The organism is Mycobacterium sp. (genome assembly GCF_052144515.1).
Taxonomy (GTDB): Bacteria; Actinomycetota; Actinomycetes; order Mycobacteriales; family Mycobacteriaceae; genus Mycobacterium.
Genome location: NZ_JBKQQD010000167.1, coordinates 15,780 through 28,213, shown reverse-complemented (window position 1 = coordinate 28,213; position 12,434 = coordinate 15,780). Strand labels below are relative to the sequence as shown.

The 12,434-nt window shown below is 65.3% G+C and carries 10 protein-coding genes and 1 pseudogene; 6 read left to right on the top strand and 5 right to left on the bottom strand.

Going from position 1 to position 12,434, the window contains the following annotated elements; all coding sequences use genetic code 11:
- Positions 1–1,207: HNH endonuclease signature motif containing protein (locus tag ACLP9N_RS11505; protein WP_442407525.1), on the top strand; the 1,207-nt coding region annotated here is incomplete at its 5' end.
- A gap of 156 nt (positions 1,208–1,363) precedes the next feature.
- Positions 1,364–2,227 (top strand): DMT family transporter, encoded by an 864-nt coding sequence (locus tag ACLP9N_RS11500; protein ID WP_442407524.1) that lies wholly within the window; start codon positions 1,364–1,366, stop codon positions 2,225–2,227.
- Positions 2,228–2,233: 6 nt separating this feature from the next.
- Here ACLP9N_RS11500 and ACLP9N_RS11495 read toward each other — a convergent pair whose 3' ends face one another.
- Together ACLP9N_RS11495 and ACLP9N_RS11490 are read right to left on the bottom strand one after the other, a co-directional pair.
- Positions 2,234–3,637: a fatty acid desaturase family protein gene (locus tag ACLP9N_RS11495; protein ID WP_442407523.1), complete on the bottom strand. Its 1,404-nt coding sequence runs from the start codon at positions 3,635–3,637 to the stop codon at positions 2,234–2,236.
- A gap of 15 nt (positions 3,638–3,652) precedes the next feature.
- Positions 3,653–4,762: a ferredoxin reductase gene (locus tag ACLP9N_RS11490; RefSeq protein WP_442407522.1), complete on the bottom strand. Its 1,110-nt coding sequence runs from the start codon at positions 4,760–4,762 to the stop codon at positions 3,653–3,655.
- A gap of 338 nt (positions 4,763–5,100) precedes the next feature.
- Here ACLP9N_RS11490 and ACLP9N_RS11485 point away from each other — a divergent pair, with 338 nt between their 5' ends.
- Positions 5,101–5,547, top strand: a complete 447-nt coding sequence (locus ACLP9N_RS11485) for a hypothetical protein (RefSeq protein WP_442407521.1) — start codon at positions 5,101–5,103, stop codon at positions 5,545–5,547.
- 12 nt (positions 5,548–5,559) lie between these two features.
- Here ACLP9N_RS11485 and ACLP9N_RS11480 read toward each other — a convergent pair whose 3' ends face one another.
- Complete coding sequence (locus ACLP9N_RS11480; protein WP_442407520.1) at positions 5,560–8,169, bottom strand: FHA domain-containing protein; 2,610 nt, start codon at positions 8,167–8,169, stop codon at positions 5,560–5,562.
- A 259-nt stretch (positions 8,170–8,428) separates the two neighbouring features.
- Between ACLP9N_RS11480 and ACLP9N_RS11475 the strand changes: the two genes are divergently transcribed.
- Complete coding sequence (locus tag ACLP9N_RS11475; protein ID WP_424068753.1) at positions 8,429–8,593, top strand: hypothetical protein; 165 nt, start codon at positions 8,429–8,431, stop codon at positions 8,591–8,593.
- Positions 8,594–8,723: 130 nt separating this feature from the next.
- Positions 8,724–8,936 carry a hypothetical protein gene (locus ACLP9N_RS11470; RefSeq protein ID WP_442407519.1) on the top strand — a complete coding sequence of 71 codons (213 nt, stop codon included), beginning with the start codon at positions 8,724–8,726 and terminating at the stop codon, positions 8,934–8,936.
- Positions 8,937–9,010: 74 nt separating this feature from the next.
- Here ACLP9N_RS11470 and ACLP9N_RS11465 read toward each other — a convergent pair.
- A pseudogene (locus ACLP9N_RS11465) lies at positions 9,011–9,196 on the bottom strand (hypothetical protein); the annotation flags it as partial.
- Positions 9,197–9,252: 56 nt separating this feature from the next.
- Positions 9,253–11,451: a molybdopterin-dependent oxidoreductase gene (locus ACLP9N_RS11460; RefSeq protein WP_442407518.1), complete on the bottom strand. Its 2,199-nt coding sequence runs from the start codon at positions 11,449–11,451 to the stop codon at positions 9,253–9,255.
- Between the two features lie 89 nt (positions 11,452–11,540).
- Here ACLP9N_RS11460 and ACLP9N_RS11455 point away from each other — a divergent pair, with 89 nt between their 5' ends.
- Complete coding sequence (locus tag ACLP9N_RS11455) at positions 11,541–12,371, top strand: SDR family NAD(P)-dependent oxidoreductase (protein ID WP_442407517.1); 831 nt, start codon at positions 11,541–11,543, stop codon at positions 12,369–12,371.
- Positions 12,372–12,434 lie beyond the last annotated feature (63 nt).

The following is a 12,434-nucleotide window of genomic DNA, read 5'->3' as shown; positions in this document are numbered from 1 at the left end:
CCCCGGCCACACATTGATCAACCAGCTCGACGCGCAGGCGGGCGAGGAGGAGTTGGGCGCCACGCTGTGTTCGGCGTTGGCCGATAGGTTGCGTGTCACCAAGGCTGAGGCCGGCCGGCGTATCGCTGAAGCCGGCGATCTTGGGCAACGTTGGGCGTTGACCGGTGAGCCGTTGGCGCCGCAGTTGGCCGCGACCGCGACCGCCCAACGTGACGGTCTGATCGGGGATGGGCATGTGGCGGTGATCCGCAGCTTTTTCGCCCATCTGCCCGTTGAGGTCGACGTGTGTACCCGGGAGGCCGCCGAAGCCGACCTGGCCGGCAAGGCCGGCGGGTATCGCCCCGATGAGTTGGCCAAATACGCCCAGCGGATCATGGACTGGCTGCACCCCGATGGCGAATTCAGCGACCAGGAGCGGGCGCGTAAGCGCGGCATCATGTTGGGCAAGCAGGAATTCGACGGCATGTCACGCCTCAGCGGCCTGGTGACCCCGGAGTTGCGCGCCGCCATCGAGGCCATGCTGGCCAAACTGGCCGCCCCCGGGGCGTGCAACCCCGACGACGAAACACCGGTGGTCGATGCGACACCCGATGCGGATGCGGTGCGCCGCGATCACCGATGCGAAGCCCAGCGCAACCATGACGGGTTTCTCGCCGGATTGCGCGGCCTGTTCGCCTCGGGCGAGCTGGGCCAGCACAACGGGCTCCCCGTGTCGATCGTGGTGACCACGACGTTAAAGGATCTGGAGGCCGCCGCCGGAAAGGGTCTGACCGGTGGCGGCACCCTGGTGCCGATGGCGGATGTGATCCGCTGGGCCAGCCACGCCCACCATTACCTGGCCATCTTCGACAATGGCAAGCCTCTAGCCTTGTATCACACGAAACGTCTGGCGTCCCCGGCGCAGCGCATCATGCTCTACGCCAAGGACCGTGGGTGTACGAAGCCGGGCTGCGACGCCCCGGCCTACCACAGCCAGGTCCACCACGTCCAAGGATGGACCAGGACCCGCCGCACCCACATCAACGAACTCACCCTGGCCTGCGGACCGCACAACCGGCTCGCCGAAAAAGGCTGGACCACCCGCACCAACGCCAAAGGCGACACCGAATGGATACCGCCGCCGCACCTGGATTACGGGCAACCCCGCATCAACACCTACCACCATCCGGAGAAACTCCTGGCGCCCGGCGACGACGAAGACCCGTAGCTGCTGGCGTTAGAACAACATAGAAGTTTCCGGGCTTACGCTCACCGGCCCCTAATCCGAGCTAGCACAGGGCTAACCCTGGACCGTTTGACGGACTCGTAAACCCAAAGGCTCCGCAGCCAGCGCGACGCGCTTGATATCTCGTATTGTCGGTCTGTGCTGATCGGCTTCCTGCTCGCTCTGGGTTGCTCGGTGTGCTACGGCAGCGCCTCGGTATTGCAGGCTGTCGCGACACGATCGGTGGAAGCCGGCAGCGGCGCGGGCATCGACCCCGCGCTGCTGGTTCGCGCCAGCAGGCAGTGGCGCTACCTCGCCGGCATTGGTCTTGACGGCCTCGGCTTTCTGCTCCAGGTAGCGGCGCTGCGCCTGGTGCCGATCTACGTTGTCGCCGCGGCGCTGGCCGCCTCGATCGCGGTCACCGGCATCGTGTCCGCGTGGTTGCTGTCCGCGCGGCTCTCGTCGGCCGAGTGGACGGCCGTCGGCGTGGTCTGCGTGAGCCTGTTCGTACTCGCTTGCGCCGCAGGGCCTGCGCACTTTCGGCGCGCCCCAGCGGGTCTGGGCTGGGCGCTGGTAGGCGTGGTCGCCGCAATCTTCATCGCCGGTGCCGCCGCGGGCCGATTGCCCGAGCGAGAGCGCGCACTTGCCCTCGGCCTCGGATCCGGAACCGGCTTCGGAGTCGTCGAAATCGGTGTGCGCCTGCTCGACGAGATCGACCCCACCAAACGCGCCTTCTACACCAACCCGGCCCTGTACGCGGCAGCCGCGGGCGGGGCGGCGGGGTTTCTCTTGCTCACCTCCGCATTACAACGCGGGTCTGTGACCACAACCGTGGCCGCCATGGTTGTCGGCGAGACGATCGCGCCCGCGCTCGTCGGCGTGGTGTGGCTGGGTGACCGCGCCCGCCCCGGCTTCGGATGGCTGGTTATCGCGGGATTCGTCGTAGCAGTATCCGCAACGCTGGTGCTGGCCCGGTTCGGCGAAGCGCCTGAACCTGCCCCCGATCCCGCCGGAACCGGTTGAGTTACGTCAGTCGTTTCCGCGCCCCGGGGGGTGCACCTCGACGCCGCCGGAGTCGTGCTCCGCGCCCGCGGCCGGGTGTTCGGCCGGCACGCGCTCACGGAACCGGTGCGCTTCACTCGCGTCTCGTGGCTCGACGTGCCGCTCCTCGCTGTGGTACGGCCCCGGCTTCGGCCGGGGCTGCCCGCCAGGGAATGCCAATCGGAAGATGGTGCGGTGCACCGCAAACCACTGCTTCGAGAAGCGCCCGGAGTTATACGGCAGCTCGTAGCGCTCGCAGATGTCCTTGATCTTCGGAGCGATCTCCGAGTACCGACTGCTTGGCATATCCGGATACAGGTGGTGCTCCACTTGATAACCCAGGTTGCCGCTGATCACATGGAACAGCGGGCTGCCCTCGATGTTGGCCGCGCCGACCAACTGGCGCAGATACCACTCCCCGCGCGTCTCGTCCTCGACTTCGTCCTGGCTGAAAGTGTAGGTCTGGTCGGGAAAATGCCCGCAGAAAATGATGGCGTGCGACCACACGTTGCGGATGACGTTGGCCAATGCATCGGCCGCCAACGTGCGCAGGAATGTGCTTTCCACGCCGGGCAACACCCGGTCGAGAAAGGTCGCCGCAGCGCCGGTCCGCCCCTTGCCCGATATCTTCCGGAGTCGCCTGCCGATACGAGACTCCGCCGGCTGACCGAGCCGCCCTCGCAAAGCGAGCTGTACCAATGCGAACGCGCCGGCGCTGATCAGCGGCCAACCGATGTAGTCCTTGATGATCTGTGAACGCGCCTTGACGCCGATGCTTTTCAGATCCTTTCGCACCTCCGACCATGGCTTCTCTCCGGCTCGGATGGCCTCGATGTCCATGTCGTGCACTGCCACACCCCACTCGAACAGTGCCGTGAGCAGCATGTTGTAGAACGGTTGCGCCAGATAGGCCGGGTGCCACTTCTGATTCGGATCGATCCGCATGATCTCGTAGCCGAGATCCTTGTCCTTGCGCCGAATATTCGTAAAGGTGTGATGGATGAAATTGTGCGAATGCTTCCAGGCCTCTGCGCTCGAAGCGGTGTCCCAGTCCCACACCGAGGAATGAATATCGGGATCATTCATCCAATCCCATTGGCCATGCATCACGTTGTGGCCGATCTCCATGTTCTCCAAGATCTTGGCCATACCTAGACATGCGGTGCCCAGCACCCATGCGGCTTTGGATCGCGAGCCCAGTAGCAGCACACGGCCGACCACCACAATCTGTCGCTCTACCGAAATCACCGACTTGATGTAACGGCGGTCGCGCTCGCCGAGGTCGGCGAACACCTCGTCGTGAATCGCGTCCAGTTCTTTCCCAAGTTTCTCCCGTTCCTGTTCCCCCAGGTGGGCGAACGGGTGTTCGGGGCGTTGCAGAGTAGAAGTCACTGCGGTTCCTTTCGATCAAAGTTCGAGTTCGACGTCGCCTTCGGCGGCGTTGATACAGATCCGCACGTCCTGTCCGGTGGGTTCACTGATGTCACCGGAACGCAGATCACGCAGCTTGCCCGATTTCAGCGTCCCTACGCACGTGTGGCAGATTCCAATTCGACAGCCGTATGCAAGATCTAGGCCTGCCTTCTCGCCGGACTCCAAAATCGAAGTGCCGCCGTCGCATTCGACAGTCTTCTCGCTGTCGAGGAAGCTGACTTCGCCGCCTTCGCCCGCACCGGCGTCACCACCGATCTTCGGCTGGAACCGTTCGAAGTGCAGGCGATCTCGATCGCCGTTGTTTTCCCAATGCTCGACCAACGCGTCGAGCATTTCCTCTGGACCGGAACAGAACGCATCACGATCGCGCCAGTCCGGACAGACCTCGTCCAGGTCACTTGGCGACAGTCGGTCACGCTCGGACGTCAGCCGCAAATCGAGCCGCATTCCATCGTGATCGCGATCGAGGTCTTCGAGGACGGACAAGAACATGACCTGCTCGCGGGTGCGAGCGGAATGGATGACCAGCGCATCGCATCTTTGTGGGCCGAGTTCGCCGCGATGAGCGAGGCTGCGCAGCATGCTCATGATCGGCGTGATGCCGCTGCCGGCGCTGATGAACAGCATCTTGGCCGGCAGCGGTTCAGGCAGCGTGAACACGCCCTCGATTTCGCCGAGCCGCACCAAGTCGCCGGGCTGGATCTTCTGGACCAGGTACGGCGACACGACGCCGCTGTCCACCTTCTTGGGCGTCACGCTGATCAGACCGTCTTCCGGCGACGGATCCGAGGTCAGCGAGTATGCGCGCCAGTGGTAAACGCCGTCGATCACCACACCGAGCCGAACGTATTGGCCCGGCTTGTGGCCCGGCCATTCATACCCCGGCCGAATCAGAATGCTCGCCGCTTCCGAGCCCTGCTGCTCGACCCGTTCGACCTTCCCGCGCAGCTCCTTCGTCGTCCAGAGCGGGTTGATCATCTCAAGGTAATCGTCGGGCTGCAGCGGGCTGAACAGCCGCCGCACCGCCCGCAGAAACAGTCGACGACCGCGCGGGACTTGGGGTTGTGCGCCACGTTCCGCCATGACTTTATGGTATACAACTGTATACTGACGTCAAATGCGCTATTGAATATGGTTGTGATGCAACTAAATACCGTTGTGCCATTGAAATATCTATATGCACACGCGTTCGCCAAACCGACCTTGAGATCTGTTTGGGTATCGAATGTTCACGCTGCACGCGCCTTCTGTGGACGTGCCCATAGTTTCCGCAGCGCAAACATCTACAACTAGACGACCGTCTAGCGTGGCTGACGGCTAGGCCGATCCTGATTTGGCTCACGCCCTGTACACAACTACTACCAAGTACTACATTGCGTAGTAGTTGTGGATTGGTCGGGCCACGAGAGGGGGCCGCTGAGATGACCGAGAGACACATTGAGGGCCGATCCGGCTGGGATCTCCGGTTACGTTGGGCCGCAGTCTTTTTTGCGGTGGCTCTGTCCGTGCAGACCGCGGATCACCTGCGCAGAGGGATGGACGTCGTTCCCCCGGCAGTGTTCACCGCCGGGATGATTCAGGGCGTCGTGGCAGTGATAGCCGTCGTCCTGGTCTTTCGAGGCAGCCGGTGGGCCTCCCACGCAGCGATCCTCGTCGGATTCGCCAGCGCCGTGGGGTTCACCGCCGCGCACCTGCTGCCGACCTGGGGCGCGTTCAGCGACAGTTTCCTCGATGCCGCGCCGGTCGAGGCTGTGACCTGGTTTTCCTGGGTGACAGCGATCCTGGAAATCGTCGGCGACCTCGTGTTCGGCGCGGCCGGTATCGCGGTCCTGGTGGCGCGCAGCAGACCCCGATCACCGATCGCTTAGGGTCGCCCGGTGCTAGCCGCCCTTGAGGCGGATCTTCCAGCGCACGAAGCCGAGGTAGCAGATGCTGATGAAGGCCAGCATCGCCATGTCGAACCACCAGGCGGCGGGTGTGTGACGCCAGTGCGAGTCGTGCGGAACTGACGGGACTTGAGCCTGCAGGGTGAGCAGGTCGATGGTGGAGGCTGACGCGGCGAAACCCCATCTCGCCGGTGTGGCCCAGGACATTTGGTCCAGCCCGACGCGGGCGGTGACGGGAATCATGCCGCCGGAGAACACCAGCTGAGACATGACCGCCACCACGAGCAGGGGCATGATCTGTTCGTTGGACTTGGCGATCGCGGACAGTGCCAACCCCAGCATCGCCGAGGCGACACAAGTGGCGGCGATGTCGACGAACAGCTCGAAACCGGGCTTGCCGAGCGCGACGGCGCCCTGTGTCGGGCCGCCCTTGCCGATTATCGCGATGGCCGTCACGATCGCCGACTGAACGATCGCAAAGACGGTGTAGACGCACACTTTTGCCAGCAGATACGCGGTGGTGGACAGGCCAACCGCCTGTTCTCGGAGAAAGATGGCGCGCTCACCGATCAGATCGCGGATGGTGAGCGCGGTCCCCATGAAGACCGCACCGACGTTGAGCAGCACCAAGATCTGCCCCGGTTCGGTGGGCGCGGCACCCATTGGGTTGGGCTTGCCGAAGCCGACATCGCCGGGCACCGACATCGACAGCGATCCCATGATGAACGGCAGCAGCGCAAGGAAGATGAAATAGCCCCGGTCGGACACGATCAACCGGACCTGTCGTCTGGCGATGGTGGAGAACTGCCGGAACAAGCTGGTGTGCGTTGGCTCGCCCAGCTCGGCGGGCTCTTCCACCGGAGGCGTCGGCGGCGGCGGACCCGTGCGCGCCAGGTACCGGGCCTTGGCCGCCTCCGGGTCGTCGGCAACCGAGCTGAAGATGTCGGCCCAGTTCGTCGTCCCCATCGCCGGGCCGATCTGGCTCGGCGGCCCGCAAAACGCGGTCTTGCCGCCGGGGGCCAGGAGCAGCACCTGATCGCAAACATCCAGGTAGGTCAGGGAGTGGGTGACCACGAGCACCACGCGCCCGGCGTCGGCCAGCTGTCGCAGCATGGTCATGACCTGCCGGTCCAGCGCGGGGTCCAGACCGGATGTCGGCTCATCGAGGATGAGCAGCGACGGCCCGGTGAGCAGCTCCAGCGCCACCGATGCGCGCTTGCGCTGGCCGCCGGAGAGCTTGTCGACCCGTTTCTCGAGGTGCTGGGTCATCTCCAGTTCCTCGAGCACCCGGGCGACCACCGCTTCGCGGTCGGCCTTGGTGGTGTCGGGTGGCAACCGCAGTTCGGCGGCATACATCAGCGCCTGCTTGACGGTCAGCTGACCGTGCACCACGTCGTCCTGCGGCACCATGCCGATCCTGCTGCGCAGCGAGGCGTACTCGGCGTGAATGTTGTGGCCCTCGAACACCACCGTTCCGGCGCTCGGTTGGGTGTACCCGGCCACCAGCCTGGCGAAGGTCGACTTGCCCGCACCCGACGGACCGATGACGGCCGTCAGCATTCCGGGCCGCGCGATCAGCGAGATGTCGTCCAGCAGCTTCCTGTTGTCGATCGTCCACGCCACCCCACGCACATCGAGGCCACCCGTGCCCGTCGCCGCCGCGGTCTCCTGACGCCGTACCAACGTGCCGCCGGAGAAGATGAGGTCCACGTTGCCGATCGTGACGACGTCGCCTTCGTGCAGCAGCGCCTGTTCGACGCGGGTGCCGTTGACAAAGGTGCCGTTGATGCTGCGGTTGTCCACGATCTCGGTGCCGTTCGGCGTCGGCACCAGGCTGGCGTGGTGCCGGCCGGCCAGCACATCGGGAATGACGATGTCGTTGTCGTTGGCGCGGCCGACCTTGATGGCCCCCGGCGTCTCCGCCCCCGGCGCCCGACCCGGCCGCAGGATCTTCATCATCGACGTCGCCAAATCACCGCCGGGGCGCGCGCCCACCGGCGCCGCGGGCCCCCCTGCGGGAGCCGGTGGCCGGTAGATGTGCGGCGCCTGCTGGGGCACCCCAATGGGTTGCGACCCACTGGGCGGGTATCGCGTGTGTGGCCCACTGGGCAGGTGAGCCGGCTGCGGGCCACTCGGCGGGTACACGGGAGGCATCCGCGTTGTCGGCACTGAATGCTGGGGCTGTCCGGGCCGAGACGGGTCCACGTGCGGCGACACGGTGTGTGAACCGGTCGCGGTGGCCAGGGGTATCGACGTCGTTTGCGGCGGCCGCCCGGCCGAGCCCCGGTGACGACCGACCTCGAAGGTCAGCGCCGGACCGTCGGGGTTGCCGATGTTGATCCGCTGGCCGTCCTGGATGTCGACGTAAGGCACGCGCCGGTTGTTGACGTACATCCCGTTGAGGCTGCCGTTGTCGATCGCAACCCATCGGCCCTGGTCGAATCGCACGATCAGGTGCGCTCGGGAGATGAGCGGGTGCCCGACGCGAACGTCGGCCCGCAGGTCACGGCCGATGACGACGTCGTTGCCTGCAGCGAAGGTGCGCTCCGATGCGTCATACCGCACGGTCAGCACAGGTGGGGCTGTTGTGCTCACGGGCACCAACTGTATCGGGAATGAGGCCGACTGCAGAGCAAGTAGACAACACGGTTTAGCGTCGCTCCTGGCCGAGGGCGTCCTTGGGTCGGCCGAGTGCATCCAGGGCTTCGTTGTTCTTTCCGAGGGTCCGAACTGTAAAGGCTCTGTCAATCTCCCGTAAAAACCCTTCGGGAGCCTCGCGCCTACGCGACCGACTGCGTAGCTTTTGAGATGAGCCGGTCGCATCGTCGGCGTTCTGGTCAATCCACTCGCACAGGAACAAGCCATGCACACCGTTGAGACGCTGCTTCGCCAGGAGTTGCGCAACTATGCCGTGGAGTTGCGGCAGCTGGCGTACACGCTGCCCTACGGGGTAGGCGAGCACAATCTGCTCCAGTTGTCGGATCGGATGCGCGCTGCCGCCGAACTGGTGGACCGTAAGGGCGCTTGATGCTGTCGGGCGGCCGATAAAGCAAGCTCCGTGCCCCACAACTTCCACTTCCGACGATCGCGGTCGGCGTCGATGACTCTTGGCCCTAGGTGCGGTTTTTGATCGCAGCGCGGCGGGTACCCCGCTGTCCATGCATGACAGCGACGGCCCGTTTCCCGACGACGTGCCCGTCGCCGACGCCGTTGAGCAACAGCGCCCGACCGCCGACCCGGTGTCCGACGATGACCATGAGTCACCGGCGCAGCCCGAGAGCGAAGTACCGCTGGAGGCAACTGCCGCCGACTGGCAGGAGCAACAGGAAACAGTTGTGAGTGATCCGGAATTCGAGGGACCTGAATACTGACGGTCGAGCGAATACATCTGCGGCACAACATGTATCGCAGGGTATGGCCCTATCCCGCCGCGGCAATCTCGCCTTCAGTGGTGATCGTCATTGACGAAATCCCCGATGTATCGAACGGCCCGCCTGCCTTCGGGCAAGACGTCGGCCGCCAACGGGAAGTCCTGGATTTGCCTGTCCCAGAGGTGCAGATCGCAGCGGATTGAGAAGAATAACACCGAGGCGTTGATCGCGCAGCGACGCAATTCAGCTGGGCGAGCCAATCGATCTCTCGCGCAACAGCGTTCGCTGCCGGGTCAGGCGCGGTCGAACTCGGCCTTCAGCTGACCGTCACCGGGATGCCGTTGAGCACACCATTGCCCGACGGCTCGTCGATGAAGGTCGGCGGAGAGAGCGTATTGGTGTTGGCCCCCGGTGAGCCATTGGCCACCGACATGCGAGTGCCCGGCTTGCCGTGACCCCATCCGTGCGGCATCGACACCACGCCGGGTTTTATCCCATCGGTGACCTCGACGGGCACCTTGATCTCGCCGGCCTCCGACGTCACGGTGACGATGCCGTCGTCGGCGATGCCGCAGCGCGCCGCGTCGTCGGGGTGGATCAGCAGCGTGCACCGATCCTTGCCCTTCATCAGCGCGGGCACATTGTGCAGCCAGGTGTTGTTCGAGCGCAGGTGCCTTCGGCTCACCAGGACCAGTGGCTCGGCCGGCCGCTCCAGGCGCGCGGCCAGCCGGGGCAGGTCATCGAGCAGGTATTGCGGGGCGAGCCGGATCTTCTTGTCGGGGGTGCCGAGGAGGCCGGGCAACTGCGGCACCATCGGCCCGAAGTCGATTCCGTTCGGATTGGCCTTGAGCATGTCCAAGGTGAGCCCGCCCGGGTTCTTGCCGTACTGGTCCCCGAACGGCCCCGACCGCAAGGTGAGGTCCAGCATCCGCTCGGGACCGCCCCCGTCGTAGAGCTTGCGGATCTCCGCGCCGTCGACGCCCCGGGTGAAGGCCAGATAATCGAAGAAGCCGTCGTCAATCGCCCCGACGTCGACATCTTCGGCTGGTGTACCGGTGCACAGTCCGGTCAGCCGGATCAGGATTTCCCACTCGTGCGGGCGGTCTCCAGGGTCGAACACCGGAGCCGAGTAGTTCGCAATGCTGCGGATCGCAAATAGCAGGATCAGGTCATCGTGGTGCGGCTGTTCGAGCGGCGACAGCCCGGGCAGGATGACGTCGGCGTGCCGCGTCGTCTCGTTGAGCCAAAGGTCAACGGAGATCATCGCTTCCAGCATCGGCAGGACCTCGTCGAGCTTGTCGCCACCGGGCGTGGATAGCACCGGGTTGCCCGCGACCGTGATCAGCGCCTTGAGCTGCCCGTCGCCCGGCGTGGCGATCTCCTCGGCCATGCACGATACCGGCGCCTGCCCGAGGACCTCTTTGGCCCCGCGCACTCGGGTATGCCAGCGGCCGAATTCGGCGACGCCGCCCTCCAGGCCGGGCAGCGGCTGCGTGGTGATCGACCAGGCCGCCGGCCTGGGGAACATCGCGCCGCCGAGCGTATCGAAGTGGCCTGTCAGGATGTTGATTACGTCAACCAGCCAGCTGGCCAGGCTGCCAAACTCCTGATTGCACAACCCGATTCGACCGTACACCACCGATTTCTGGGTCCCGGCGAGTTCTCGGGCCAGCTCTCGGATGCGGTCTTCGTCGATGCCGGTGACGGCGCTGACCCGCTGCGGCGGCCAGTCCGCGGCGACCCGGCGCACGGTGTCGACTCCGTCGACATGTGATCCAGGATTGACGAGACCTTCATCGAAGAGGGTATGCGCGACGGCCAGCAGCAGCGCCGCGTCGGTGCCCGGCACGATCGGCAGCCACTCGTCGGCGCGCGCGGCCGTTTGGGTGCGCACCGGGTCGATCACGATCACCTTGCCGCGTTTGCGGATCGCGTCGATCAGGCCCATCACGTTCGGTGCGGCTAGTAGCGAACCCTGCGACGCGGCGGGGTTGGCGCCCATGATGACCAGCAGGTCGGTGCGTTCGATGTCGGGCACCGGGAAGTTCCACCAAAGGCCGTACATGAGGTGCGACGACAGGTTCTTCGGCCACTGGTCGACCGTCCCCGGCGAATAGGTGACCGGCATCCCCGACATGCCCAGCAGCACTCCGGCGTAGCGAGCCAACGAAAATGAGTGCGCCAGCGGATTACCGGTATAGGCGGTGACCGCGCCGATCCCGTACTTGCGGATCACTGGTGTCAGCAACTCGGTGCAGCGCCGAAACGCCGCGTCCCAGGTGACCTCCTGCCAGCGCCCGTCGACCTTGATCAGCGGGCTGCGGATGCGGTCCGGGTCGTCGTGCAACGCGGCCAACGACACGCCCTTGGGGCAGAGGTGCCCGCGGCTCCACACGTCGTCGCGGTTGCCCCGGATGCTGGTAACCCGGCCGTCCTCGACACGAATCTCCAAACCGCACATGGCTTCACACAGCGGGCACGTGCGCAGATGTTTGCCGGCTTCGATCGTCGCCACGCACCCACCTTATTCCGCTACCGCACGTATCGGAAGTAGGCATAATGCGACAAGAACATCGAGGGAAGCAGCAGGTACGGGAGGTTCCGTTGACCGAACCCCTATTGGGCGACCGGGTCGCGGTGGTGACGGGCGGCGGAGGCGGCATCGGCGCGGCGACGTCGCGGCTGTTCGCCCAACACGGCGCCCAGGTGGTCATCGCCGATATCGACGCCGAGCGCGCTCATCGGTGCGCCGACGAGATCACGACGTCTGGTGGGTCGGCTGGAGCGGTTGTCACCGACGTCCGCGACGGCGGCCAAGTCGCCGACCTGGCGCGATCGGTGCTGGATCGCTACGGCCGAGTGGATGTGCTGGTGAATAACGTCGGCCACTGGGTGCGGCACCCGGGCAGCTTCGCCTCCACCGACCCGCTGCTCTGGGATGAGCTCTACCGGGTGAACCTGCACCACGTCTTCCTCGTCACCCACGCGTTCCTGCCGGCGATGATCGACCGGCACGCGGGCGCGATCGTCAACGTCTCGTCCGTCGAAGGGCTGCGGGGCTACCCCGAGGATCCGGTCTATGCCGCCTTCAAAGCAGCGGTCATTCACTTCACCCGCAGCCTGGCGGTCCAGGTAGGCCGCGACGGTGTGCGGGTCAACGCGATCGGCCCCGACGTCACCGAATCGCTCCAGGTGCCCTACTCACAGTGGCTGTCCGCCGACGAGCAGGCGCAGTGGCCGCAATGGGTTCCCGTCGGACGGATGGGTCTGCCGGAGGACCAGGCCCGCGTGATCCTCTTTTTGGCCTCAGACTTGTCGGCGTTCGTCACAGGCCACACCATCCCGACCGACGGCGGCACCGGCGCGGCGGGCGGATGGTTCCGCTCCTCGCGCCGAACCGATCGGGAATGGACCAATCGACCCGCCGCACCCTGACCGATGCGCTGACATTGATCGATCCCCTGTTTAACCCCGCTCCGCGTCGGGCAACCGGCCATC